The 24,147-nt window shown below is 70.0% G+C and carries 24 protein-coding genes; 11 read left to right on the top strand and 13 right to left on the bottom strand.

The genetic code is table 11. From position 1 onward, the window contains the following. From QM591_RS11205 to QM591_RS11185, 5 genes are all read right to left on the bottom strand, one after another. On the bottom strand, positions 1 to 3,136 hold a 3,136-nt coding region (locus QM591_RS11205), incomplete at its 3' end, for an efflux RND transporter permease subunit (RefSeq protein ID WP_415132485.1). Positions 3,137 to 3,256: 120 nt separating this feature from the next. Beyond that, positions 3,257 to 3,634, bottom strand: coding sequence for a fluoride efflux transporter CrcB (gene crcB / locus QM591_RS11200; RefSeq protein ID WP_415132484.1), 378 nt, complete (start codon positions 3,632 to 3,634; stop codon positions 3,257 to 3,259). Then, entirely contained in the window at positions 3,631 to 4,062 is a 432-nt protein-coding gene (locus QM591_RS11195) for a fluoride efflux transporter FluC (protein ID WP_415132483.1), read from the bottom strand. Before QM591_RS11195 ends, crcB begins: the two co-directional genes overlap by 4 nt. 21 nt (positions 4,063 to 4,083) lie before the next feature. Beyond that, a complete protein-coding gene (locus tag QM591_RS11190; RefSeq protein WP_415132482.1) occupies positions 4,084 to 5,046 on the bottom strand; it encodes a DNA topoisomerase IB in 963 nt (320 codons plus the stop codon). 44 nt (positions 5,047 to 5,090) lie between these two features. Then, complete coding sequence (locus QM591_RS11185; RefSeq protein ID WP_415132481.1) at positions 5,091 to 5,360, bottom strand: Rho termination factor N-terminal domain-containing protein; 270 nt, start codon at positions 5,358 to 5,360, stop codon at positions 5,091 to 5,093. A gap of 179 nt (positions 5,361 to 5,539) precedes the next feature. On the opposite strand from QM591_RS11185, the gene QM591_RS11180 reads away from it, so the two are divergent. Continuing rightward, on the top strand, positions 5,540 to 5,731 hold the full coding sequence (locus QM591_RS11180) for a hypothetical protein (protein ID WP_157532474.1): 192 nt from the start codon (positions 5,540 to 5,542) through the stop codon (positions 5,729 to 5,731). Positions 5,732 to 5,801: 70 nt separating this feature from the next. Here QM591_RS11180 and QM591_RS11175 read toward each other — a convergent pair whose 3' ends face one another. Next, the gene (locus QM591_RS11175; protein ID WP_415132480.1) at positions 5,802 to 6,581 is read right to left on the bottom strand and encodes a MerR family transcriptional regulator; all 780 of its coding nucleotides are present in this window, start codon (positions 6,579 to 6,581) and stop codon (positions 5,802 to 5,804) included. 146 nt (positions 6,582 to 6,727) lie between these two features. On the opposite strand from QM591_RS11175, the gene QM591_RS11170 reads away from it, so the two are divergent. Further along, complete coding sequence (locus tag QM591_RS11170) at positions 6,728 to 7,594, top strand: DUF4097 family beta strand repeat-containing protein (RefSeq protein ID WP_415132479.1); 867 nt, start codon at positions 6,728 to 6,730, stop codon at positions 7,592 to 7,594. Position 7,595: 1 nt separating this feature from the next. Next, positions 7,596 to 8,234: a PadR family transcriptional regulator gene (locus QM591_RS11165; RefSeq protein WP_415132478.1), complete on the top strand. Its 639-nt coding sequence runs from the start codon at positions 7,596 to 7,598 to the stop codon at positions 8,232 to 8,234. Between the two features lie 71 nt (positions 8,235 to 8,305). Here the strand turns inward: QM591_RS11165 and QM591_RS11160 are convergent, their stop codons facing one another. Further along, complete coding sequence (locus QM591_RS11160) at positions 8,306 to 8,839, bottom strand: universal stress protein (RefSeq protein WP_415132477.1); 534 nt, start codon at positions 8,837 to 8,839, stop codon at positions 8,306 to 8,308. A gap of 207 nt (positions 8,840 to 9,046) precedes the next feature. Between QM591_RS11160 and QM591_RS11155 the strand changes: the two genes are divergently transcribed. Then, complete coding sequence (locus QM591_RS11155) at positions 9,047 to 9,226, top strand: DUF3073 family protein (protein ID WP_067164551.1); 180 nt, start codon at positions 9,047 to 9,049, stop codon at positions 9,224 to 9,226. Positions 9,227 to 9,248: 22 nt separating this feature from the next. Here the strand turns inward: QM591_RS11155 and QM591_RS11150 are convergent, their stop codons facing one another. The 3 genes from QM591_RS11150 to purM form a co-directional block, all read right to left on the bottom strand. Then, entirely contained in the window at positions 9,249 to 10,478 is a 1,230-nt protein-coding gene (locus QM591_RS11150) for a CynX/NimT family MFS transporter (protein WP_415132476.1), read from the bottom strand. Positions 10,479 to 10,670: 192 nt separating this feature from the next. Beyond that, a complete protein-coding gene (purF, locus tag QM591_RS11145; RefSeq protein ID WP_415132475.1) occupies positions 10,671 to 12,134 on the bottom strand; it encodes an amidophosphoribosyltransferase in 1,464 nt (487 codons plus the stop codon). 10 nt (positions 12,135 to 12,144) lie between these two features. Next, positions 12,145 to 13,257 (bottom strand): phosphoribosylformylglycinamidine cyclo-ligase, encoded by a 1,113-nt coding sequence (gene purM / locus QM591_RS11140; RefSeq protein WP_415132474.1) that lies wholly within the window; start codon positions 13,255 to 13,257, stop codon positions 12,145 to 12,147. A gap of 153 nt (positions 13,258 to 13,410) precedes the next feature. Here purM and QM591_RS11135 point away from each other — a divergent pair, with 153 nt between their 5' ends. From QM591_RS11135 to QM591_RS11125, 3 genes are all read left to right on the top strand, one after another. After that, complete coding sequence (locus QM591_RS11135) at positions 13,411 to 14,043, top strand: ABC transporter ATP-binding protein (protein ID WP_415132473.1); 633 nt, start codon at positions 13,411 to 13,413, stop codon at positions 14,041 to 14,043. After that, positions 14,040 to 15,251: an FtsX-like permease family protein gene (locus tag QM591_RS11130; RefSeq protein WP_415132472.1), complete on the top strand. Its 1,212-nt coding sequence runs from the start codon at positions 14,040 to 14,042 to the stop codon at positions 15,249 to 15,251. Before QM591_RS11135 ends, QM591_RS11130 begins: the two co-directional genes overlap by 4 nt. Positions 15,252 to 15,323: 72 nt before the next feature. Next, on the top strand, positions 15,324 to 15,926 hold the full coding sequence (locus QM591_RS11125; RefSeq protein WP_415132471.1) for a zinc-binding alcohol dehydrogenase: 603 nt from the start codon (positions 15,324 to 15,326) through the stop codon (positions 15,924 to 15,926). 36 nt (positions 15,927 to 15,962) lie between these two features. Here the strand turns inward: QM591_RS11125 and QM591_RS11120 are convergent, their stop codons facing one another. The 3 genes from QM591_RS11120 to QM591_RS11110 form a co-directional block, all read right to left on the bottom strand. Then, the gene (locus QM591_RS11120) at positions 15,963 to 16,316 is read right to left on the bottom strand and encodes a potassium transporter Trk (protein WP_415132470.1); all 354 of its coding nucleotides are present in this window, start codon (positions 16,314 to 16,316) and stop codon (positions 15,963 to 15,965) included. A gap of 63 nt (positions 16,317 to 16,379) precedes the next feature. Continuing rightward, on the bottom strand, positions 16,380 to 17,153 hold the full coding sequence (locus QM591_RS11115; protein ID WP_415132469.1) for a lytic transglycosylase domain-containing protein: 774 nt from the start codon (positions 17,151 to 17,153) through the stop codon (positions 16,380 to 16,382). A 117-nt stretch (positions 17,154 to 17,270) separates the two neighbouring features. Beyond that, on the bottom strand, positions 17,271 to 19,919 hold the full coding sequence (locus QM591_RS11110) for a hypothetical protein (RefSeq protein ID WP_415132468.1): 2,649 nt from the start codon (positions 19,917 to 19,919) through the stop codon (positions 17,271 to 17,273). A 181-nt stretch (positions 19,920 to 20,100) separates the two neighbouring features. Here QM591_RS11110 and QM591_RS11105 point away from each other — a divergent pair, with 181 nt between their 5' ends. Genes QM591_RS11105 through QM591_RS11090 form a run of 4 tightly spaced genes read left to right on the top strand, consistent with a single transcriptional unit; the run spans position 20,101 to position 24,141 of the window. Then, entirely contained in the window at positions 20,101 to 21,222 is a 1,122-nt protein-coding gene (locus tag QM591_RS11105) for a heme/hemin ABC transporter substrate-binding protein (RefSeq protein ID WP_415132467.1), read from the top strand. Further along, entirely contained in the window at positions 21,219 to 22,310 is a 1,092-nt protein-coding gene (locus tag QM591_RS11100; RefSeq protein WP_415132466.1) for a FecCD family ABC transporter permease, read from the top strand. Before QM591_RS11105 ends, QM591_RS11100 begins: the two co-directional genes overlap by 4 nt. Beyond that, positions 22,307 to 23,167, top strand: a complete 861-nt coding sequence (locus tag QM591_RS11095) for a heme ABC transporter ATP-binding protein (RefSeq protein WP_415132465.1) — start codon at positions 22,307 to 22,309, stop codon at positions 23,165 to 23,167. Before QM591_RS11100 ends, QM591_RS11095 begins: the two co-directional genes overlap by 4 nt. Continuing rightward, the gene (locus QM591_RS11090; RefSeq protein WP_415132464.1) at positions 23,164 to 24,141 is read left to right on the top strand and encodes a hypothetical protein; all 978 of its coding nucleotides are present in this window, start codon (positions 23,164 to 23,166) and stop codon (positions 24,139 to 24,141) included. Before QM591_RS11095 ends, QM591_RS11090 begins: the two co-directional genes overlap by 4 nt. Positions 24,142 to 24,147 lie beyond the last annotated feature (6 nt).

Raw genomic sequence — 24,147 nt, 5'->3', positions numbered from 1 at the left:
GCACCGCGGTGGCCGCCTCGCCCGCGACGGCGGCCGCACCGCTGGCGGCGCGGGCCTCGCGCTTCACGATCCGGCGTTCCCGGGCACCCTCCACGAGGTTGTAGAGGGTGGGGAGCACGAGGAGAGTGAGAACGGTCGAGGAGATCAGCCCGCCGATCACCACGATCGCGAGCGGCTGGGAGATGAACCCGCCGTGCCCCGTGATCCCGAGCGCCATGGGCGTGAGCGCGAAGATCGTCGCGAGCGCCGTCATGAGGATCGGCCGAAGCCGGCGAGCGCCGCCGGCGAGGGTCGCGTCGTGGGCGGTGAGGCCCTTCTCCCGATACTGATTGACGAGGTCGACGAGCACGATCGCATTCGTGACGACGATACCGATCAGCATCAGCACGCCGATGAGCGAAGCGACTCCGAGCGGCACACCGGTCACGATCTGCAGCAGGATCGCACCGGTCGCCGCGAAGGGCACCGAGATCAGCAGGAGCAGGGGCTGACGCAGCGACTTGAAGGTCGCGACCATCACGATGTAGACGATCAGGATCGCAGCGAGCATCGCGAGCCCGAGCTGGGCGAAGGCGTCGCTCTGCTGCGAGACCACGCCCCCGACCTCCGCATCGGCACCCGTGGGAAGGTCGGTGTCGAGCAGCGCGGTGGTGACCGCCGCCGACGCGGTGTTGAGGTCGTCGGTGGACGGGGTCACCGTCACGGTCGCGGTGCGCTGACCGCGCTGCGTGGTGATGGAGGTCGGTCCCTGGCTCTCCTTCACGGTGGCGACCTCGTCGAGGCGGATGAGGCCGGTCGCGCTGGCGATCTCGAGGTCCTTGAGCTCGGCGATCGTCTTCGGGATGTCGGACGCCTTGAGGTACACGGTCAGCGCGGTCCCGTCGATCTCGACGCTCCCCACCTCCCGCGGCTGCATCGTGTTGGACACCAGCCCGCCGACGGCGACCTCAGACAGGCCCAGCGACGACGCCTTCTCCCGGTCGACGGAGACCGAGACGAAGGGGAGGGACGCGGAGAGATTCGAGGTGACCTGGCCGATGCCGTCCTTGCCCTGGAGCGCGGCGACGACCGCATCGGTGGCGTCTGCCAGCGTCTGGGCGTCGGGCGCCGTGACGTCGACTTCGATGTCGCTGGAGCCGAACCCGCCCTGACCACTGGACACGGTGACCGTGCCGACGTCGTCGAGCTTCGCGACGGCGTCCTGCACCGCCTCCCGGACCTCCACCTGGTCGGCGGCGGTGTCGGTGGTAATGGAGTACGTGATGCCGGAGCTCCCGCCCGCGAAGGCGTCACGGACCGCGGATCCGCTGGAACCGATCGAGGTCTGCACGGTCTCGATGCCGTCGACGCCGATGATGGCCTTCTCGACCTTCGCGGCAGCCTCGTCCTCGGCATCGAGGCTCGGCGCCTTGCCGAGCTCCTGCGTCACCGTGAACGTGTTCTGCCCCGAGTCGCCGAGGAAGTTGAACTTCATGAGCGGTGCGGCCGCGACGGTCCCACCGAGCACGAGGACGGCGACCAGGAGCGTGACCCACGAGTGCTTGAGCGTCCAGGTGAGGATCGGCAGGTAGGCCTTCTGCAGGCGCGACGGCGGCGCGTCGGGGTGTTCGGGATCGATCGCTCGTCCCTCCGCGTCGAGCAGCGGCTTCCCCGGCCGCAGGAACCAGTAAGCCAGCACCGGCACGATCGTCAGCGAGACGAACAGCGACGCCGACATGGCGATCGTCACGGTGAGGGCGAACGGGCGGAAGAGCTCTCCGGTCACGTCGCCCACGAAGGCGATGGGGAGGAAGACGGCGACGGTCGTGATCGTCGATGCCGTGATCGCCGCCGCCACCTCGCGCACCGCCAGCAGGATCGCCCGCAGTTTGTCGGCGTCTCCGACGTAGTGACGCTTGATGTTCTCGATCACGACGATCGAGTCGTCGACGACGCGACCGATCGCGATCGTCAACGCTCCGAGGGTGAGGATGTTGAGCGAGTATCCGAAAGCCTGGATACCGACGAACGTGATGAGGACGCTCGTCGGGATCGAGATGGCCGTGACGAGCGTGGAGCGCACCGAGAGCAGGAAGATCAGGATCACGATCACCGCGAAGGCGAGACCGAGCAGCCCCTCCTGTGCCAGCGCCTCGATCGACTGCTCGATGTAGGGCGCCTGGTCGAAGACGACCGTGAAGCGTGCGTCGGCTCCGATCGCGTCCTGCAGCTGCGGGATGACCGCGTTGACGCCGCGAGAGACGTCAACGGTGTTGGCGGCGGGGAGCTTGGTGATCGACAGGGTGAGGGCGGGCTTGCCGTCTACGCGCGAGATGGAGGTCACGGGGTCCTCGTCGAGCCGCACCGAGGCGACGTCGGCGATCGTGACCTCACCGGCGGCGAACTGCTCTGCGGAGCTCGGCACGAGCGGGAGCTTCTTGACCTCGTCGACCGAGGAGAGCTTGGTGCCGGTCTGCACCGTGAGGGTCTGGTCTCCCTCGGTCACCGTCCCGCCGGGGAAGAGCACGCCGTTCTGGTCCAGCGCGTCCGTGATGGCGCTCTGCGTGAACCCGGCGGCGGCGAGCTTCTTCTGATCGGGAACGATCGTGACGCGCTGGCCTTTGCCACCGATGATCGCGACGGCGCTCACGCCGTCGACGTCCTCGAGGTCGGGGACCACACTCGCTTCCAGCTGCGACTGGATCGTCTCTTCGTCGTCGTACCCGGTGACGGCGAGCGCGATGACCGGGAGATCGTCGATCGAGAACGACACGACGTTGGGTTCGACGCTGTCGGGCAGATCGCTCTTGATCCGGTTGATGGCCTGGAGGATCTTCTGCTCGGCGGTGGCGAGGTCGGTCCCGTAGGTGAAGGACGCCTGGATGATCGACGCGTTGGTCGTGCTGGTGGCGGTCGTGGACTCCAGGCCGGGAATGCCCTGGATCGCCGTCTCGATCGGTGTCGAGACGTCGTTGTTGACGACGTCCGGCGACGCACCCGGGTAGGTCGTGAGCACCGAGAGCTGCGGGAACTCGATCGACGGGATGAGCTCCTGCTTGAGGCTCGTCAGCGCGAGGCCGCCGAACACGGCAGCGACGATGGTGATGAGGGCGATGAGCGCACGGTTCTTGAGGCTCAGGACGGCGAGGTTCGACACGGATGGCCCTTTGGGTGCGAGACGTGAGGGATACAGGGATGTATCCGTTCCATCCTCCCACCCGACCGCGCCGGCCCCCTCCGACTCAGGGAGGAATCACGGTCGTACCGCGGGAGGAGATCAGCGCGCGAAGACGCCGCCGATCATGAGGCCGACAGCTGCGGCCACCACGCACGCACCGAGCGTGCCGAGGAGGTTGCCCCAGGCCCATTGCGCCCTCCCGCGCTGACGAAGGAGCACGGTCTCGACCGAGACGGTGCTGAAGGTCGTGAAGCCGCCCAGCACGCCCACGCCGCCGATGGCGAGCCACACCGCGCCGACCACCGGCGACAAGCCGGTCAGGAGCCCCAGGGCGAAGGACCCCGCGACATTGACGACGAGGATGCCGAGGGGGAAGGCGTCGCGTCGCCCCCTCATGATGAGGCCGTCGAGGAAGTAGCGCGCCCCGGCTCCGACGCCGCCCCCGACCACCAGCCAGAGGAACTCCCCGCCGCTCACTCGGCATCTCCCGGCGCCTGCTCCGCGTCCGCCCCCGACGCGAACCGGCGGCCCACCACGAGCCCGAATGCCGCGGCGACGACCCCGCCGAACACCGACACCGCGATGAGCGCCAGGCCGACCACGGGAGCGGCACCCGCCGTGGTGACCGACTGCACCGCAAACGCACTGTACGTCGTGAACCCGCCCATCACGCCGGTGCCGAGGAACACGCGCCAGCGGGGGTGGCGATCGGCGAGGGATGCGACGACGATGCCCAGCAGGAAGGATCCGAGCAGATTCACCGCGAGGGTCAGCCCCGGAATGACGAGCGCGGGCGCGGGCTCGCGGATCGCGAGGATGAGGGCGGCGCGCGCAGCGACCCCTGCCGCCCCGCCGCACATCACGAGCAGCAACGCGAGCGGATCGAACCAGCGCGGGTGTGTCACCACCCACACGTTAGGGCCGGATCACCCGAGAAGCAGCGCGCGGATCGCCGATTCGGGCGAGAGCGAGGTGTCCAGGAGCCTGCCCTTGCGGTAGGCGTCGAAGACCCGCGGATCGATGTAGGAGCTCCGCGCGACCGCGGGGGTGTTGCCGAGGGCTTCGGCCGTCGCCCGCACCGCCATGAGCTCCGCGCGTTTGCGATCGGACTTGGTGGCGGCGACACCCAGACCCGCCAGAGCGTCGGCGGCGAAGATCGTGCCCCGAAGTGTCCGGAAGTCTTTGGCGGTGAAGGCACCGCCGGTCATCGCGCGCACATACGCGTTGACCTCACGCGGCGTCAGCGCGACACGGCGGCGACCACGGACGTACGCGAGCAGGGGCGAGGCCGGGCGTCCCGCAGCCATCAGTGCGATGGCGACGGCGAGGTCGTCATCATCCACCTCGAGCTGCTGCCGCTTTCCGCTCTTGCCGGGAAAGCGGAGACTCGTGACGCTTCCCTCGACCGAGGCGTCGCGCCGCTTGAGCGTCGTGAGGCCGCGACTGCCGTGACGTTCCAAGTAACGCTCCGAGCCCACGCGCGGGGCAGCCTGATCGAGGAGCCGGAACGCGGCCGCCAAGACCCTCTCCCGATCGAGGTCCTCACGCCGGAGGGAGGTGGTCACCCGTGCGCGGGCCCGCGGCAGCGACTCCGCCAGTTGGAGCGCCCGAGCATACTTCCCCTTGTCGCGGCCCGCCGACCACCGCGGGTGGTAGAGGTACTGCAGCCGCCCCGCGTCGTCGACGCCCGTCGCCTGGATGTGGCCATTCGCGTTCGCACAGATCCAGACGTCCTGCCACGCCGGTGGGATGACCAGGGCGACGACGCGCTCGCGCTCTTCGCGCGGTAAGGCGTGTCCGTCCGCATCCACGTAGCGGAACCCCGTCCCGGAGCGGAGCCGTCGGTATCCGAGGTCCACGCCCGGGCGCACACGTGCGAGCCTCGGCATACGCTCAGCCTTTCACATGCACGGAGCGGGATCCCTGAGGGGGATCAGTGGTTGCGGAGCATCGAGATGAGCTCGGACTTTCGCTTGTCCGAGTAGCCCGTGAGCCCGAGCTCCTTCGCTCGACCGCGCAGGTCTTTGACGGTCCACTCCTCGTAGTCGCCCGACGAGCCGCCGCGCTTGCCCACCGCGGATCGTCCGTCGCGAGCGGCGGCATTCGAGATGCGTGCGGCCTTCTCTTTCGAGGCTCCGTCTTTGCGAAGCTCCTCGTAGAGTTCTGGATCCTTGAGACTGTTCGATCCGCGTCCTGCAGGCATCGGTGACCTCCTTCGACGTCTCCGACGTTAACCGGACCGACGGACGGGCCGCACGGGGCTTGACGGGATGCGCGCGCGGGGCTATCGCGTTACCACCGCGTCGCTCACGCCGTCAAGGGTCTGGGGGCACGCGCGGCGGCGGCCCTATCGTCGTCTCGTCGGACCCTTACCGTCGTCCCGTGGGTCCCGAGAATGGAGCACCGAACATGAACATCGCCCTCCTCATCATCATCGTGGTGGCCATCGTTCTGGCGATCGTCGGCGGCATGAACGCCGCGCTGAACTGGCTGCTGTGGGTCGCCCTCATCGTCGGCGTGATCGCCCTGATCGCCTTCCTGCTGCGCCTCGTGCGCGGCGGCAGCCGCACCTGATCCGCCGTCTCGAACGAGACCGACGAGGGGCGCTCCGCGAAAGCGGGGCGCCCCTCGTCGTGCGTCGGCCTCATCCCGCAGGGAGGGTCCGCGCATACACCCGCAGGGCAGCCCGCACGAGGGCGGCCCCCGTCGCTCCCCCGTAGTTCGCTGCGAAGCGCTCGTCCGCGACGTACAGGTCGGCAAGCCCCTCGACGTAGGCGCGCAGGCTTCCGCCATCGGAGCCGCTCTCGGCGGCCGGAGTCCCCGGCACTTTCGACAGCCACGCGACGTGGCGAGCGGCGAGTGCTTGAGCCCCGGCCGACTCGGCATCGAGTCCGTGATCCGCGGCGTCGATCCAATCGGCCGCGAGTCGAGCAGCCTCCTGCTGGAACGCCTTCTTCTCGGCGTCTCCGGCGTCGCGCCACCAGCGGTCGCTCTGTGCGTATGCGTCTCGACCCCAGCGCTCCTCGACCTCCTTCCGATGGACGGTGTGGTCGAATCCGTCGAACATCTGCTCTGCCATCGGCTCTTCTCCTCTCTGTCTGGCCTGAAGGGTCGACTCCACCGACGCGATCTGTCGCGCCAGTCGCTCACGCTCCGCCTCGAGCCACCGGAGGTGATCCTCCAGTGCGTCCCGCTCGGGCGTCGCCCGGGTGAGGACGTCTCCGATCTGCGCGAGGCTCAGCCCCAGCTCACGCAGCAGGAGGACCCGCTGCAGGCGCACGAGCGCATCCGCGTCGTAGTAGCGCATCCCGCCCGGCCCCACCCGTGAGGGCGGAAGTAGCCCCACTGCGCCGTAGTGGCGGAGCGTCCGGCTCGTGGCCCCCGTGAGCCTCGAGACCTCGTGAATCGACCGTTCCTGCGTCATGCGCCTCACGTTAGGAGTTGACGCAACGTCAACTGCAAGCACGTCGAGCGATCTCACAGGTCGGCTTCTTGACAAAGTCGAGATATATCGTGTTATCGTCTCAACACGCGATATATCTCGATTCGCGCAGAACTGAGGAGAGAACCATGACCCTGGAGAAGTGGATCATCCACCCGGGAGAGACGCGCGTCATCGACATCGAGGGCGTCCGCAAGCTGAAGGTCGGGCTCGTCGGCGGTCAGGTGGACGTCGTCGCCCACGACGAACCGGGCGTGCGCATCGAGGTGCACGGCGTGACGACGAAAGACCTCCGCATCGAGGCCACGGGCGACGTCGTCGAGATCGACCACGCCCAGTTGCGCTGGGACAACTTCCTCGAGGTGTTCCGCAACTTCGGAACCGGCGGCCCCAAGGCGGAGATCTCCGTCGCGGTTCCGCGAGCGATCGCCGTGAACCTGGGCGTCGTGAGCGCCAGCGCCCTGGTCTCCGGGCTCGCGACCGACGTGAAGCTCAGCACCGTCTCGGGCGACGTCATCCTCGACGGTCACACCGGCGACGTCTCGGTCAACGCCGTCTCGGGCGACGTCCAGATCCGTGCGCTGGAGGGTGCGCTCAGCGCCAACTCGGTCTCGGGCGACGTCGCCGCCACGGGGAGTCTGCGGAAGGCGTCGATCGACACGGTCTCCGGAGCGATGCTCGTCGATTCGGTCGGACGCCTCAACGCCGTCAACCTCAACACCGTGAGCGGCGACGCCACGATCCGGCTCGATGACGATCTGGCCGCCAACTACGTGCTCCGCAGCGTGAGCGGACGGGTGACGGTCGACGGCATCAAGCGCTCCGGCTCCGGCCCCACGAACTACGCCGATTCGGTGGGCGAACTCGCGGGGAGCTTCGTCGATGTCCGCGCGAACTCGGTCTCCGGCGACATCACCGTGCTCCGACGCGCCCGTGCCCACCTGGCAGGCGACGGCGCCACCGGCACCGACGCGCCTGCCCCCGAGGAGTGGTGACATGACTCCGGTCTTCTCTCACGGCGACCTGCGCCTCTACCTGCTGCGACTGCTCGACGAGGCGCCCCGACATGGTTACGACCTCATGCAGGCGCTGTCCGACCGCACCGGTGGCACCTACACGCCCAGCGCCGGGACGATCTACCCCCGCCTCGCCAAACTCGAGGAGGAGGGGCTCGTGACCAAGACGGTCGACGGCCGCAAGACGGTCTACGAGATCACCGATGCGGGCCGGGCCGAAGTGGCCGCCCGTACCGCGGACCTCGAGGGGATCGAAGCCGGGCTGGCCGACAGCGTCCGTCTGATCGCCGACGAGGTGCGCGGGAGCGTCCGCGAAGCGATGAGGAGTCTGCGAGCCGACCTCGCTGCCGCCGCAGAGGCCGATCGCCGTGGCAGCCAGTCCCACCCTCCGTCCGCACCATCGAGCACCGCCCGGCCAGCCGACGACGCCCGGGTCGCGTCCCGGGAACAGCTGCATCGCGCCGATGCCGCCGTGTCGGAGTTCCGCGCCACGGTGCGCGCCGATCTGCGTACGCACGTCGCGCGCGGAGGAACCCTCTCGAGTGCCACTGTCGACGAGCTCACCACCGCTCTCGACCGCGCGCAGCGCGCGCTGACCGCCGCCCTGCATACTCGGTGACCCGCGGCTGGACACTCGGTGAAGGGTCGCCGGGTCAGGGCGCGCGAGGGTCGGGCGAACCGATGAGGGGCTCAGCCGTCGGGCCAGAGCTCCTCATCGTCCCGCGCCGGCTCCTCGAGCGGGACGACGAGGACCGGCCGCGACTGACGGTGCGCCAGCCGAGCGGCGACCGAGCCGGTGAAGAACTCACGCATCGTCTCGCCGAAGCCTCGGCGTCGGGTGCCGACCACGATGAGACGCGCGTCAGCGCGGGTCGCGAGCTTCGCGATCGCCAGGGCGGGGTCGCCGACGAGCGACGCCACGGACCACTCCACGTGGATGCTCTCGAGCACCGCGGCCGCCTTCTCCCGCACTCTGGCGACCTGGCGCTCTCCCGCGGCGAGCTCGAGGTCGATGGGAGCCGTGTGCACGTAGCCGTCGGGGTCCTCGTACGTGACGAACCGGGTGACATCGACGTGGGCCACCAGCAGGGGGGCCGAGAAGAGCCTCGCGTAACGGGCCGCTTCGCGCAGCACACGCTCGGGCTGGTCGGGGACGACCCCGACGATCACGGCACGCTGCGGCACCTCGCGGGGTTCCGGAACGTCGGCGGTCTCGTCGCTCATGGTCGATCTCCGTTCCCGGCGTCGTCGCTCTGCGGAGCCCGTCGCCGCGGGCGGCCGACGTCCGCCAGCAGGCCCTGAGAGGGGGCCGACGGCGAGCCGTGCGGGGCTCCGTGTTATCCTGAATGCTACTCTTCCCGGCCGAGTGCCGGACCGTTTTCGACGGGCGCTGCCGAACAAGCCCGTGACTCAGAAATGAGGGGGTCTCGCATGGGGCGTGGCCGTCAGAAGGCGAAGCACACAAAGATCGCTCGCGAACTCAAGTACGACACGTACAACCCGAACTTCTCCGCGCTGGAGAAGGAGCTCGGGCACCACGACGACGACCAGTACGTCGACAAGTGGGCGGATCAGTACGCCGACGACGAGGACGAACTCGAAAAGGCGTGATCGCCGTTCCTCTCCTCCGTCGTCACCACGTCCGTCGGTGACGACGCTCCCACTCGTCCTCCACCGTCTCCTGGCGCGCGACGACGACACCCGCAGGGATCGACGCGAGGATCACGACCCCCAGGATCACGAGCGCCGCCGTCCATGACTGCGTGAGGTCGTGCACGATACCCACGGTCAGGGGCACGACAGCGACCACGGCGTATCCGATGCTCTGCACGAATCCGCTGAGGGCCACGGCTCCTTCATGGGTGCGCGAGCGCAAGCCGATGAGCACGAGCGCGAGCGGGAAGAACAAGGGCGCCGTTCCGAGCAGCGCGACCCAGAGCCACGGTGCCAGGGTCGGCGCGAACAGCAGTCCGCTCACGCCGGCGAGCCCCGACCCGACCGCCACGGCGAACAGCCACGGCACGATGCGGTAGCGGGCGACCAGCACCGGCACTACGAGGGCGGCCGGCAGTCCCATCATCCCGAAGAGGGACAGCAGCGCCCCGGCTTGGGCGGGGGTCACTCCCGCCGTGTCGACCAGCAGCGAGGGAAGCCACGCAAAGCACGTGTACGCGATGGCACCCGAGACGAGGAATGTCACGGTCACCGCCCACGTCATCGGCAGCGCCCAGAGCCGTCCGAACACGCGTGCGGTCGGCTGCTCGATGTCGACGCCGCGGCTCCCCCGCTCACGGACCAGCATCACGATCCACGGCACCAGCGCCAGCGAGCTGAACACCGCCCACATCCCGAGCGACCATCGCCAGTCCGCCGCGTCGGCGACGGGCACGGCGAACAACGGCGGCAGGAAGGTGGAGAACGCCATCGTCGTGGAGTACAGGGTGGTCACGAGCCCGATGCGATCGGGAAAGTGCTTCTTCACCAGCGGCGGAAGGAGCACGTTCCCCACTCCGACGCCGGCGAAGATCAGCGCGGTCGTCGCGGCGAGAGTGAGTGCGTCACCGGCGAACCCGCGTGCCACCAGACCCGCGGAGACCACGAGGAGCGCGATCACCGTCATCCGTTCGAGCCCGAGCCGGCGTTCCCAGCGCGGCGTCAGCAACCCGAACACGGCGAAGCAGACCGGCGGTGCGGTGCCGATCGCTCCGACGACCCATCCCGACACGTCGAAGTCCACCCGGATGTGATCCAGGACCGGAGAGAGGGAGCCGACGGCGGACCGCAGCGAGAAAGCGAACAGTGCGATCCCGAGGAGGGCGAGGACCCGGCCGCGCCACAGCGGGCGGGCAGCGTCGGACGTCACCGTTCCAGCCTAGGGGTGCCCGAGGGGCGGTCAGCCCGGGGGCGGTCAGACCGGGGGCGGGACGTCCCAGCAGAACACCACGCCGGACGTCCTCTCGTGCACGTCCTCTCGTGCACAGCGGCGGACATCCCCTCGCGCACGGCGCGCACGGGCCCGCGGAGCGCGGCACCCGAACGGGTGCCCGAGGGTCGGTCAGCTCTCCTGGTTGCCCTCGACCCAGGCCAGGTACTCCTCGGAGACGGTGCCCGTGATGTAGCGGCCGTCAAAGCAGCTCATGTCGAGGTCCTCGACATCGGGGGAGCCCTCGAGGATGGCGGCCTTGAGGTCGTCCACCTCTTGATAGACGAGGTAGTCGCACCCGAGCTCCTCGGCGATCTCGGGGATCGTCCGCCCGTGGGCGACCAGTTCGTGACGCGAGGGCATGTTGATGCCGTACACGTGCGGGAATCGCACCGGCGGCGCCGCAGAGGCGAAGATGACCGACTTCGCGCCGGCGTCGCGCGCCATCTGGATGATCTCCTTCGACGTCGTGCCGCGCACGATGGAGTCGTCGATCAGGAGCACGTTCTTGCCCTTGAACTCGCTCGACATGGCGTTGAGCTTCTGGCGCACGCTCTTCTTGCGCACGGCCTGGCCCGGCATGATGAACGTCCGGCCGACGTACCGGTTCTTGTAGAACCCCTCGCGGTACTCGACTCCGAGCTTGCGGGCCACCTGCATCGCGGCGGGACGGGAGGAGTCGGGGATCGGCATCACGACGTCGATCGCGTCCTTCGGGGTGTACTTCGCGATCGTGTCGGCCAGACGCTCTCCCATCCGCAGCCGCGCTTCGTAGACGGAGATCCCGTTCATCTCGCTGTCGGGACGGGCCAGGTACACGTACTCGAACGAGCACGGGACCAGCTGCGGGTTGGTCGCGCACTGCTTGGTGTGAAGGCGACCGTCGAGGTCGATGAACACCGCCTCGCCGGGTTCCACGTCACGGACGACCTCGAAGCCGCCGTTCTCGAGCACGAGCGATTCGGACGCGACGGTCCACTCGTACGCGCCGTTATCGGCCTTGCGGGTGCCCAGGATGAGCGGGCGGATGCCGAACGGATCCCGGAAGGCGAGCAGACCGTATCCCGCGATCAGGGCGATCGCCGCATAGGAGCCTTCCACGCGTTCGTGCACCCGGGCGACGGCCTGGAAGATCTGGGCCGGATCCAGCTCGAGCCCCGAGATCGACTCCTGCAGCTCGTTCGCGAGCACGTTGACGAGCAGTTCCGTATCGGACGAGGTGTTGAGGTGACGACGGTCGGTGCGGAAGAGCTCTTGCGTGAGCTCACGCGTGTTGGTGAGGTTGCCGTTGTGCACCAGCACGATGCCGTACGGCGCGTTGACGTAGAACGGCTGGGCCTCTTCCTCGCTCGACGCGGTGCCCTTGGTGGCGTAGCGGACGTGGCCGAGTCCGATGTTGCCGAGCAGCGCGCGCATGTCGCGCGTGCGGAAGGCCTCGCGCACCTGCCCCTTGGCCTTGAAGATGTGGAACACCCCGTTGGCCTCGGCGGTGGCGATCCCCGTGGAATCCTGCCCCCGGTGCTGCAGCAGGAGCAGCGAGTCGTAGACCTCCTGGTTGGCCGGTCCCTGCCCGACGACCCCGACGATTCCGCACATCTGGTGTTGCTCAGTCCGTTTCTGCGTATGCGCTCACGAGCCGGACGGCGCCGCCGTCGACACCCTTCGCGCCCTGTTCGAAATCACCTGCGGGACGCGTACCGTCTCCGACCACGCCGACCTGCCACGTGCGGATGCCGTCGGCCGTCAGTGCCTCGGCGGCGGCGGCGGCCTGCTCCGCCGCGACCACGGCAAGGAAGCCGATCCCGAGGTTCCATGTGCCCTCGGTCGCGGTGAGCTCGAGGTCGCCGAGATCGGCGAGCACCCGGAAGACCGGAGCGGGCGACCACGTCGACCGGTCCACCTCGGTCCACGTGCCCCGCGGCAGGACGCGCGCGAGGTTCGCGGCGATGCCCCCGCCGGTGACGTGGCTGAGGGAGTGGACCGCGTCGGGGAAGCGCTCGAGCAGTCGCAGCAGCGGCGCCGTGTAGAGGCGCGTCGGCTCGAGGAGTACCTCACCCCAGGTCGCGCCGAAGTCGGCCGCGTTGTCGCCGTATCCGATCCCGGCACCGGCAACGATGTGCCGCACGAGCGAGTATCCGTTGGAGTGCAGACCGCTCGAAGCGAGCGCGAGGACGACGTCGCCCGGACGCACCCGCTCGGCTCCGAGCACTCGTGACGCCTCGACGACGCCGGTCGCGGCGCCGGCGACGTCGTAGTCGTTGATGCCGAGAAGGCCCGGGTGCTCCGCGGTCTCACCGCCGACGAGGGCGGTGCCGGTGGCCGAGCAGCCGTCGGCGATGCCGCGGACGATGTCGGCGATGCGCTCGGGGAAGACCTTCCCGCACGCGATGTAGTCGGTCATGAAGAGAGGCTTGGCCCCCACGACCACGATGTCGTCGACGACCATGCCCACGAGGTCTTGACCGATGGTGTCGTGCTTGTCGATCGCCTGCGCGATGGCGACCTTCGTACCCACGCCGTCGGTGGAGCTCGCCAGCAGCGGCTTCTCGTACGACAGCAACGCGGAGGCATCGAAGAGCCCGGCGAATCCGCCCACGCCACCGAGCACTTCGGCGCCGTGGGTACGACGGACGGCCGACTTCATCAACTCGACGGCGAGGTCGCCTGCCGCAGTGTCGACGCCGGCTTCGGAATAGGGATTCGGTGGAGACGAGGCCACCCGCACAGCCTACCGGGCCCGTGGCGCCCACGGCGCCGCGGTCCCGGGCGGGATGGTGTGGACAACTCCCATCGTGCGCACATAAGACGTTCTATTGTGTGCTGTGCTTAAAAACACCATTCGTGTAGCCCGGCTTCGCTTTCTCGGAGAGTCATGATCGAGCTTCACGAGGTGTCCCGCAGCTACGACGACGGTTCCCGACGTACGACGGCGCTGCCGACCGTGTCGGTGACCGCGCGAGATGGCGCGGTGCTGTGGCTGGCCGGAGCCTCCGGCTCGGGCAAGTCGACGCTGCTCGGCATCGCCGGCCTTCTGCTGCGTCCCGACTCCGGCTCGGTGCGGCTGAGCGGCACCGACTTCACCCGCGCCTCCGACGCGCAGCGCACCGCCGCCCGACGCCGGCTGATCGGTTTCGTGCCGCAGCAACCGCGCCTCTTCCGCGATCTCACGGCGGCGCAGAACGTGGCGCTGGCCACCGGGCACGCTGCACCCGACCCGTCGGCACTGTCTCTCGTCGGACTCGCCCACCGCGCCGACAGCAAAGTGAAGACCCTGTCGGGCGGTGAGCAGCAACGCGTCGCCATCACCCGCGCACTGCAGACCGGTTCGGCGGCCCTCCTCGCCGACGAACCGACGTCGGCGCTCGACGACGACAATGCCCGAGCGGTGCTCGCTCTCTTCCGTCGACTGGCCGACGACGGCCGCTGCGTGGTGATCGCCTCTCACGATCCGCGCGTCGGCGAGATCGCCGACGACGCGCTGACCCTCGAGGCGGCCGTCCGATGAGGGCGCTGCGTCTGGCTCGGTGGCTGCTGCCGTCCGGGCTGCGCCGCGGGGTGGTGCCGCTCACTCTCGCCGCCCTCGGAGTGGGTCTCTTGGGCGCGGCGCTACCCATGATCGCCGATTCCGCGTCGGCGACCTCGCAACGCACCGACGGCCTCGGCTCGGCTGTGCTCCGTGTCGTCGAAATCGGCTCCTACGGCCTCGACGCCGATCCTCGTCCCATCGATCGTCACGCTGTCTCGGACTTCCGCGCGATCGCGCACGTCGAGTCGGCCGAGGGGCGCGCCGTCGTCGACCTGTCGCTGGGGTCGAGCGCGGCAAGTCGCACGCTCTCGCTCGTCACGCGCATCGCCGTCGTGCAGCCGCCACTCCTCGCCGGTCGCGAGCCGGCCGCACCGGGCGAGGTGCTGCTGTCGCGCCGTGACGCCGCCGAGCTGCAGGTGGATGCCGGTGACGAACTCGCCTCGGAGTACACGCGCCTCACCGACGACGGCACCGGGGTCGGTGTCGACGACACCGCTGTCGTCGTCGGCATCTACGACGACGAGGTCGCCGGCATCGACGGCTCGCATGTCGCCTACGGCGTCGACGACATGGTGCTCGACCTCCTCGGCGCATCGCGCGGGCACTCGCTCGCGTGGATGCACGACAACTTCGCCTACCCGAAGGCGTTCGTCGTGCTCGACGACACAGCAGCCCTTCCCGACTTCGTGGAGAAGATGCGCGACGAGGGGTACTCGCCGACGAGCCTTGCCTCGATGCTCACCGGCGTCTCGTCGGCCCAGAGCTTCCTGAACGGGCTGCAGCCCGTGCTGATCGCACTGCTGGTCCTCCAGCTGGTGGTCGTCGGATGGTCGACGTCATCGGCCTTCGTGTCGGCACGACGCGGCGAAGTCGGTGTCCTCCGGGCGCTCGGCTGGCGCCCGCGCGAGATCGTCGGCACATTCGTCGCGCAGTTCGCCGCTCAAGGTGCGGTGGTAGGGATAGCCGGCGCGCTCCTCGCCCTGCTCGCTGCGGTGATCGTCGCAAGCCGCGGCGGCCTCGACGTGCTCGGCATCCCTCTCAGCGTCACGATCGGCGGCGCGCTGTTCGGCCGACTTGCGATCATCGTCGCCGGCACGATCGGCTGCTTCGTGTTGGCCGCGGCGCTGCCGGTGCGACGGGCGGCCGCCGTGGAACCCGACGAGGTCATCCGCGAGCTCGGCGGGTGAGGTCCGTCGGTCGGATCGCGCCGCCATCCGCTCACGCCCCCACCACGACCGACCTTCTCTAGGATGGGCGGCATGAACGCGCCGACCGGACCTGAGTGGGTCGTGCGCGAGGACGCCGGGCTTGCGGTGCTCGTCGCGCTCTACCTCCGCCAGGTACTGGGGCTGCGTTTCCCCGATGAGCTGCCGCTCCTGCGCGGCGCCCCCGCCCAAGACGCACCCGAGTTCGAGCGCGACCCCGAGCTGGACCGGCAATGGCGGGCGTTCTGGGACATGACGGTGGAGCCGCAGGCCCACCCGTCGCCCATCCCCCTGGATCTGGTCGACGGCTTCGAGATGCTGATCGCACTCCCCACCGAAGGCTTCGAACAGCTCCACGCGGCGATCCTTCCGCACGGACCCGAGGCGGTGGCGTACGCACGAGCGGCGTACGCGCGTTACCAGGCCAGCGCGGGCACCGCCTCGTCCTATCGGGGCTACGCGAGTGCGATCGCCCAGCACGAGAGGCGGGTGGGCCGCCGGGCCCATTCGTTCGAGCTGAACGTGCAGGTGCTCCCGCTCACCCAGCGCGGTGTGTGGTGGATCGGTGCACTGACGGTCGCCGTCACCGACGGTCTGCGCGGCGACGTGGCGGCCTTCGACTCCGCCATCGCGCCGGTGATCGCCGATCTCGCCTGAGCCCCACGCCGCATCAGTCGTGCGACGGGACGACGATCAGGCGGCGTCGTGCGGCTCGACCACCGTCTCGCGATCGATGCGCACTTCGCGAGTCCGTCGTCCGACGACCCGATCGAGGATCAACGCGACGACACCTCCGACGGCGAGTCCGATCGGGGCGAAGATGAGGGCCAGGAACCCGAGAACCTGCGGCGTCGAGTAGGTCAGCCCGGTGTAGTCGCTCTTGTCCCCCGCCGGTGCCCCCGCCTCAATCGGTCCGCCCCCGAACGCGAACGTGAGGATCACGGCGACGAGCACTCCCAGCAGCGCACCACCCACCAGGAACACGCCGTATCGCGGGGCGCGACGCACGCGCGCCGATTCGATTCGGTGACCGGCGGTGGAGGACATGCGCCCATTGTCCCACTCCGGCGGCCCGGGGTCGTGGGAGTGGGGGTCATCGACGCCGGATCGTCATCCACCCCCGGCGTAGAAGGCGGCCGCCTCGGCGACGCGGCCGTTGTAGTCGATGCTGCGGTTGTATGCCGTGACCGCGTCGATCCACCCGTCCCCGCTCGTGAGGTCTCGCCCCGCCGCGCAGAGGTACTCGGCGGCGGCAAGCGCGGCGTCGTCGATCTGGTGGATTTCGGCCCGGCCATCGCCGTTGCCGTCGCGACCCCACACGGCCCAGGTGGACGGGAGGAACTGCATCGGTCCGACGGCGCGGTCCCATCGAGGGTCACCGTCGAGATCGCCGCCGTCGGTGTCGGAGATGCGCTCGGTCGAGCTCCCATCGAGGGCGATGCCGATGATCGCGGGGCGTGCCACGCCGTCGCCGCCGATCACAGAGCCGCCGATCGTGCCGTGCTCGCTCTCGACGAAGCCGATCGCCGCGAGCATGTTCCAGCCGACGCCGCAGCCGGGATGCGTGCGCGCCGTCTGGATCGCTGCGCCCGCGTACGCCGCGAGCGCCCGCGTCGGGATGCCGGACCATCGAGCGGTCTCGGAGATCCATGCGGGGTCGGCGAGCGTCGAGATGCCGCGCGGAGGGAGCTCCTCGGGAGCCGCGGCCGGGGTGGCCGGCGAGGCCGGGGAAGGTGGCGGGACGACGACGGGAGCATCGGTCGAGGCGTCGCCTGTTCCGTCGGCGATCCGCCCGATCGCGATGCTCGCCGCGACGAGGGCAGCGGTCCCAAGAATCGCGACGGCGGCACCGACGACGACGAAGAGACCTCGGCGACGCGTCATGATCGGCTGTCCTCTCCCCTCATCGGCGGCTCACCCGCGGCGGCTCGCCCGCGCCGCGCACAGCCGCCCCGGTGACGTCGACCTCGCTGGTCGACGTCACCGGGGCGGCTGGGGCGACTAGCGCGCGATCCGCTTGGCGGCGGACGTCTTGGTGACGGTCTTGTATCCCGCCTTGACGCCCTTGGCCTTCACGACCACGGTCTTGCCGCGATCCGCCTTCTTCACGGTGTAGGTGGCCTTGGTCGCGCCCTTGACCGCCTTGCCGCCCACGAACCACTGGTAGGTGACCTTGGTGCCCGCCGTCCACGAGCCACGGACCGCCGTGAGCTTCTTACCCACCTTGGCGGCACCGGTGATCTTCGGCGTCGCGCTCTTCAGGGTGCCCCACGCGACGGTCTTCGCCGCCGACGTCTTCGACACCGTCGTGTAGCCGGCCTTCGATCCGGTCACCCGGACGGTCAGCTTCTTGCCCCGATCGGCCGCCACCGCCGTGTATGTGGACTTCGTCGCGCCCTTGATGGCGGACCCGCCGCGAAGCCACTGGTACGTGAGCTTGGTGCCCGCCGTCCACGTGCCCGGCTTGGCGGTGAGCTTCTTGCCCACCTGAGCGGTACCGGTGAACTTCGGCGTCGCGCTCTTCAGCGTGCCCCACGCGACGGTCTTCGCCGCCGACGTCTTCGACACCGTCGTGTAGCCGGCCTTCGATCCGGTCACCCGGACGGTCAGGTTCTTCCCCCGATCAGCCGCCACCGCCGTGTAGGTGGACTTCGTCGCGCCGCTGATGGCGGACCCGCCGCGAAGCCACTGGTACGTGAGCTTGGTACCAGCCGTCCACGTGCCCGGCTTGGCCGTCAGCGTCGCGCCCACCTTGGCGGTGCCGGTCAGGGTGGGGACCGCTGCCGACAGGGTCGCGGCCGCGACGGTGACCGTGTTCGAGGTCACGCTCGTGGTCGTGTAGCCCGGCACCGCACCGGAGACTCGCACCGACAGCGCGGCACCGGCATCGGAGGCAGCGGGCGTGTACGAGGGCGAGGTGGCGCCGGAGATCGGCGCGCCGTGACGAAGCCACTGGTAGGTCAGGGTCGCCCCAGCCGGCCAGCCGCCGGTCTCGGCCGTGAGGGCGGCACCGACCGTGGCCGACGCGGGGATCGAGGCCGTTCCCGCCGCGACGGCGAACTCCAGGGGAGTGAACGTCGCGAACGCCGGGTAGTTGGCCCCTCCGGCCGCGTAGGTGCGGATGCCCCACTGCTTGCCCTCATCGAGCGGAAGGTCCTCGGCCCGGATCTGCACCTCGAACGTCCCGTCGGGCGCGATGATCGCACCCGAGCCACCGATCGCCGCCAGGTTCTCGGCGCGGACGGCCCAGGTCGTGTACTCCGACAGTCCGTTGGTGTAGTTCGCCAAACCCGTGCCGTCGGCGTTCCGGGAAGCGAAGGCGATGTACGCGCCGGTGAACTGGCCGGCGAGCGGCGGACGCGATCCCGACGTGGCGGGGGCGTTCGGAAGGAATCCGGTACCGCTGACCGTGACCGTCTCGCCCGCGGCCGACAGGCCCGTCGTCTTCGAGACCGCGACGGTGGGAGTGGGGACGTCGACCGTCACGGTGGCGGCGCTCGAGGTCGTGGAGGCGCCTCCGCCGGTCGCGACGACCCGGTACTGCAGGGCGGTGGCGCTGCTCGCCGTGAACGAGTAGGCGGCTGCCGTGGCTCCCGCAATGTCGTTCCAGGCGTCGGAGCCGACCGGTGACGACTGCCACTGGTAGGCGTCCGCCCCCGTGGCTGCGGCAGTCAGGGTGACCGCGTCGCCCGTCGTGACCGTCTGCGAGGCCGGTGACGAGGTGAAGGCCGGGCCGCTGGAGACGTCGAAGCTCACCGAGAGCGGTGTCGCGGGCTTGGCGGCATCACGCGCACCACCCGAGGAATACCAGTAGCTGGCCTGTCCCGTCTTCACGTTGAAGTCGACGTACGACTGCGGGAAGGCGCCCCAGTTCGCGCCGGTGCGCGTCTGCGGCGTACCGCTGGTGGAGACCTCGACGCCGAGGTAGTCGGGCGTCACGGTGAACGATCCGTCCGCGGCGTCGACGTCAGTGAGGTTCGCCAGCACGATCTGTTCGGGGGCGATCGGCACCCACTGGGTCATGTCCTCCATCGAGGTTCCGTAGCCGGACGCGGTCGCCGTGACCTGTCCGGCGCCGGCGGCGTCGACGGTGAGCACGGGGTCGCTCACCGACCAGTACGTGAGCCCGCCGTAGAAGACGATCGTGAAATCGCCGTCCCACGAGATCTCGAGCGAGCCGTCGGCGGCCACCTCACCCGCGCCGGCGCCGATGACGACGGCGTTGCCGGACGTGCTGCTCGTGTTTCCCGCGGTGACGGCGGTTCCGGCTCCCGTCTGGCACTTCGTCGACCACGTCGGGGTGATGGTGGTGCCGTCAGGCCCGTCCTTGACGATGCTGACGTTGCCGTCGGAGGTCTTGTAGAAGCCGTCCGACTCAGTCCACAGGCGCGACGACCCGGTGTCACCCGCGATCCCGGCGGAGAGGAAGTTGCAGCCGCCGAAGAACGCTCCGCCTCCGGCCTCCTTGCTGATGCCCCACGTGAAGACCGCGTCGGAGATGGCACCGGCGGTGGCCGCGCTCGCGGCGAGAGGGGTGGCGGCAAGGCCACCGGCGACGAGCGCAGCGGTGGCGAGTGAGGCGAGCGTGCCGCGAACAGCGCCTCTTCGTGGCCTTCGGTCGGTCGGATGGACGGGACGTGAGTGACTCACTGATCTCCCCCTGGGTCGGTGTCGGGTGTTCGGACCCGGGTGGAGCTTCGCTACCGTGTAGCCCGGGCGAAGGTCATGTTAGCCTAACCTAAGTTGGTCGCACACCCCCCGGATTCCGCGTCCGGAATGCACTGTCGCGGCCCTTTCTCGTGCCCGCATACACCGGCTTCGACAGGTCCTGATGCTCTCTTCTCCCCGCCGCCGCCTGCTCCCGCTCGTCCTGGGCGCGATCCTCCTCCTCGCGGGCTGTGCGGGCCCGACTCCGCAGGCCGGTGAGGGAGCGAGCGGCGGGGAATGCCGCGGCGCGGACATCCCTCTGGCCCAGCTGGACGCCCTCGCCGCACCCAAGGAGTACACGGGCCCGACGTCTGCCTGCCTCCCCTCGGCGAGCGTCACACCGGTGTCGGGGGAGGTCGACCCCGCCCTCCCCGCCACCGTCACCGACAACCAGGGCACCGAGGTCACCGTCACCGACGTCAGCCGCATCCTCGCACTCGACATCTCGGGAACCCTCTCGGCGACGGTGTTCGGGCTCGGCCTGGGCGGCAACCTCGTCGGGCGCGACACCTCCACGGGATTCCCCGAGGCCGCGCACCTGCCCCTCGTCACCCAGAACGGCCACGAGCTCAACGGCGAGGCGATCCTGGAACTGCAGCCGACGGTGATCCTCACCGACTCGTCCATCGGACCGTGGGACGTCGTGCTGCAGATGCGCGAAGCGGGCATCCCCGTCGTCCTGATCACGCCCGAGCGGAGCATGGAGAACGGCGACGAGATCATTCACGCCGTCGCCGCGGCCCTCGGTGTTCCCGACGCGGGCGCGCGCCTTGCGGAACGCGTGAGCGCCGAGATCGACGACGTCGTCGCTCAGGTCGCCGCCCTCGCCCCCTCCGATGCGGCCGACCGCCCCCGCATCCTCTTCCTCTACGTCCGCGGGAGCGCCGGGATCTACTACATCTTCGGGGAGGGCTCGGGAGCGGATTCGCTGATCGAGAGTCTCGGTGGCATCGACGTCGCGGGCGAGATCGGGTGGAGAGGGATGCGTCCGATGACCGCGGAAGCGCTCGTGGACGCGGCACCCGACGTGATCCTCATGATGACGAAGGGGCTCGCCTCGGTCGACGGCGTCGAAGGTCTCCTGGCCCAGGTCCCGGCCGTCGCGGAGACCCCCGCGGGCCAGCACCGCCGGATCGTCGACATGAGCGACGACGCGGTGCTGAGCTTCGGTCCCCGCTCGGCGGCCGTGATCGAGGCCCTCGCTCGCGCCATCTACGCCCCCGAACAGAGCGGCGTCGCCCCGTGACCGGCTCGGCGACCCTCGACAGCGACCTCGCGGAGGCGCGGCCGTCGAGACCGCGCACGCTGCGACGGGGCGCCCTCATCGTCGGGCTCGCCGTCGCCCTCGTCGCCCTCGTGCTCGTCTCGGCCGGAACGGGCCAGCTGTACGTCCGTCCGGAGGAGGTCCTCGGTGCCCTCCTGCGCGGAATCGGCATCCCCGTGGGCCCGCTCCCCGAGCATCCCCAGGGCTACAACGCGCTGTGGACGATCCGTTTCCCCCGGGTGGCGATGGCCGTGATCGTCGGTGCCGCCCTGGCCGCCGCGGGACTGCTCATGCAGGCGATCTTCGGCAACCCCCTCGCCGAGCCGGGCGTCGTCGGCGTGTCGTCAGGTGCCGCTCTGGGCGCCTCGGCCGTGATCGTGTTCGGGTGGACGTTCGCGGGCGAGTGGACGATCGCGCTCGTCGCCTTCGCGACGGGGCTGCTGGCCACCCTCGTCGTCTACACGATGAGCCGCGCCGGCGGGCGCACCGAGGTGGTCACCCTCGTGCTCACCGGCATCGCCATCAACGCGTTCACCGGCGCGGGCCTCGCCTTCCTGACGTTCCTCGGCGACCAGCAGGCGCGGGAGCAGATCGTCTTCTGGCAGCTCGGCAGCCTCAACGGCTCGCGCTGGCAGCAGGTGGGCATCGTCCTTCCCCTCATCGTCGTCGGCCTGATCGTCGCCTTCGCCGTCACCCGCTCCCTCGACCTGCTCGCACTCGGCGAGAAGAGCGCACGCCACCTCGGCGTCAACGTCGAGCTCCTCCGCATCGTCGTGATCGTCGTGACGGCGCTCCTGGTGGGATCGGCGGTGGCGTTCGCCGGTATCATCGCGTTCGTCGGTCTCGTCGTGCCGCACCTCATGCGGATGATCATCGGCCCGGCGCACCTGCCGCTGCTGACCACGAGCGTGCTCGGCGGAGCGGTGCTGCTGCTGGCGGCCGACCTCGTCGCCCGGACCGCGGTACCGATGGCGGATCTACCCATCGGCATGCTCACCTCGATCGTCGGCGGGCCGTTCTTCTTCTGGCTGCTGCGCCGCACCCGCAGCAAGGCGGGAGGGTGGGGATGATCGCCTCGCTCCTGTCGCGCTCCCTGGAGCTGCCCGAGCGGCTGGCCCCGGGCGCAGCCGCGATCGACGCGCGCGGCGTCTGCGTCGAGATCGGCGGACGGCGCATCCTCGACGACGCGTCGCTCACGGTGCACGCGGGAGAGGTGGTGGCCCTCATCGGTCCGAACGGTGCGGGCAAGTCGACACTTCTGGCCGCTCTCACGGGCGACCAGCGACGCACCGCCGGCACCGTCCGGATCGCGGAGCGCGACCTCGCGGACTGGTCGCTGGCCGACCTCGCTCGCCGGCGCGCCGTCCTCCTCCAGGAGAACCGCGTCTCCTTCCCCTTCACGGTCGAGCAGGTCGTGGAGATGGGCCGCGCCCCGTGGCGACGGACTCCTCGCGAGGAGGAGGACGAGGAGGCGACGACCGACGCGCTGCGCGCCACCGACATCGAACGGTTCCGGCAACGCCACGTGCCCTCCCTGTCCGGCGGCGAGCGCGCGCGGGCGGGGCTGGCTCGCGTGCTCGCCCAGCGCACCGGGATCCTGCTCCTCGACGAGCCCACCGCGGCTCTCGACCTGCGGCACCAGGAGGACGTGCTGCGACTGACCCGCGAGTGCGCGGCGCACGGCGACGCGGTCGCCGTCGTCCTGCACGATCTGAACCTCGCGGCCGCCTACGCCGATCGCATCGTGCTCCTCTCCGAGGGGCGTGTCGAGGCGACCGGGCGGCCCGACGACGTCCTCACCCCCGAGCGGATCGCCGCGGTCTACCGCCAAGACGTCGAGGTGCTCACCCACCCCGTCTCGGGCGCGACCGTGATCCTGCCGGTCCGACCCCCCGCCCGCCCGCCCCACCGAGAGGTTCCCGCATGAGCGCTCCCTCCGCCCGTCGTCCGCTTGCCCCGATGCCTCGGTCGCGCCGCTCGCGTTCCCGCGGGACCGGAGCGCTCTCGCGCCTGCTCTCGGGACTGCTGTTCGGGGTGCTGGCCGCCGGCGGCGTCGCGGCGGCGGGTCCCGCTTCTCCCGCTCACGCCGCCGCCTCGGTCGAGGTGCACGTGGACGGAAGCCCCGAGCTGAAGGGCGTGGCCGATCCGACCTACCTCACCAAGCTCCGCGTGACCGGGTCGGGCTTCCAGTCGATCAAGAACGGCTTCGGCGGGATCTATGTGATGTTCGGCTGGGTCGACGACGGCTGGCGTCCCAGTCAGGGCGGCGTGACCGGGACCGACTACCGCTACGTCCCCGACGACGAGGACAAGCCCACGGGCTACATCTCGTTCGTCGCGTTCCCCGGGAGCTCCACGTCGTACGCCGCCAACGGAGGCGAGGTCGACGCCGCAGGCACCTGGTCGGCCGTCCTGGACGTGCCCGGCGCGACCTTCACCTCCCTCGACCGCGACGGCAAGCCGGGCGAGGTGGACTGCCGCGTCGTGCAGTGCGGCGTGATCACGATCGGCGCGCACGGCGTGAAGAACGCGAACAACGAGACCTTCACGCCCATCACGTTCCGAGACCTGTATGGCGATGACGACACCTCCGCCGCGGGAGGAGGGGAGACCCCGTCGGCGGCGCCGACCCCCGCTCCGACCCACACGACGATCGTGGTCGAGGAGGTCACGCCCTCCGCCGCCCCCGTCGCCGCCACGGAGGCCTCCGATACGACCGAGCTCCTCTCGATCCTGCTGTGGGCCGTGCTGGGGGTGGGGATCCTTGCGGTCTTCGCGATCGCCTTCCTGGTGTGGGCGGTGCTGTCGCAGCGTCGCCGGGCGCGTGAGGCGGTCCCGGCGGCCTCCGGTGGCGCGACGTCTTCTGACGGCGCTGGCTCGACGGAGAAGGGAGGGGCCTGAGGTGGC

This window comes from Microbacterium sp. (genome assembly GCF_047607225.1).
In the GTDB taxonomy this organism is placed as follows: domain Bacteria; phylum Actinomycetota; class Actinomycetes; order Actinomycetales; family Microbacteriaceae; genus Microbacterium.
Note: the sequence above shows the minus strand (reverse complement) of the source record. Positions and strands in the feature narration are given on the sequence as shown.

What these genes read in the sequence shown, in the direction of transcription:
- QM591_RS11190 (WP_415132482.1), bottom strand. Translation starts at nt 5,046, where the DNA reads ATGCCGAGGCTCGCACGTGTGCGCCCGGGCGTGGACCTCGGATACCGA.
- QM591_RS11185 (WP_415132481.1), bottom strand. Translation starts at nt 5,360, where the DNA reads ATGCCTGCAGGACGCGGATCGAACAGTCTCAAGGATCCAGAACTCTAC.
- QM591_RS11175 (WP_415132480.1), bottom strand. Translation starts at nt 6,581, where the DNA reads ATGACGCAGGAACGGTCGATTCACGAGGTCTCGAGGCTCACGGGGGCC.
- QM591_RS11170 (WP_415132479.1), top strand. Translation starts at nt 6,728, where the DNA reads ATGACCCTGGAGAAGTGGATCATCCACCCGGGAGAGACGCGCGTCATC.
- QM591_RS11165 (WP_415132478.1), top strand. Translation starts at nt 7,596, where the DNA reads ATGACTCCGGTCTTCTCTCACGGCGACCTGCGCCTCTACCTGCTGCGA.
- QM591_RS11160 (WP_415132477.1), bottom strand. Translation starts at nt 8,839, where the DNA reads ATGAGCGACGAGACCGCCGACGTTCCGGAACCCCGCGAGGTGCCGCAG.
- QM591_RS11155 (WP_067164551.1), top strand. Translation starts at nt 9,047, where the DNA reads ATGGGGCGTGGCCGTCAGAAGGCGAAGCACACAAAGATCGCTCGCGAA.
- purF (WP_415132475.1), bottom strand. Translation starts at nt 12,134, where the DNA reads ATGTGCGGAATCGTCGGGGTCGTCGGGCAGGGACCGGCCAACCAGGAG.
- QM591_RS11135 (WP_415132473.1), top strand. Translation starts at nt 13,411, where the DNA reads ATGATCGAGCTTCACGAGGTGTCCCGCAGCTACGACGACGGTTCCCGA.
- QM591_RS11130 (WP_415132472.1), top strand. Translation starts at nt 14,040, where the DNA reads ATGAGGGCGCTGCGTCTGGCTCGGTGGCTGCTGCCGTCCGGGCTGCGC.
- QM591_RS11125 (WP_415132471.1), top strand. Translation starts at nt 15,324, where the DNA reads ATGAACGCGCCGACCGGACCTGAGTGGGTCGTGCGCGAGGACGCCGGG.
- QM591_RS11120 (WP_415132470.1), bottom strand. Translation starts at nt 16,316, where the DNA reads ATGTCCTCCACCGCCGGTCACCGAATCGAATCGGCGCGCGTGCGTCGC.
- QM591_RS11115 (WP_415132469.1), bottom strand. Translation starts at nt 17,153, where the DNA reads ATGACGCGTCGCCGAGGTCTCTTCGTCGTCGTCGGTGCCGCCGTCGCG.
- QM591_RS11105 (WP_415132467.1), top strand. Translation starts at nt 20,101, where the DNA reads ATGCTCTCTTCTCCCCGCCGCCGCCTGCTCCCGCTCGTCCTGGGCGCG.
- QM591_RS11095 (WP_415132465.1), top strand. Translation starts at nt 22,307, where the DNA reads ATGATCGCCTCGCTCCTGTCGCGCTCCCTGGAGCTGCCCGAGCGGCTG.
- QM591_RS11090 (WP_415132464.1), top strand. Translation starts at nt 23,164, where the DNA reads ATGAGCGCTCCCTCCGCCCGTCGTCCGCTTGCCCCGATGCCTCGGTCG.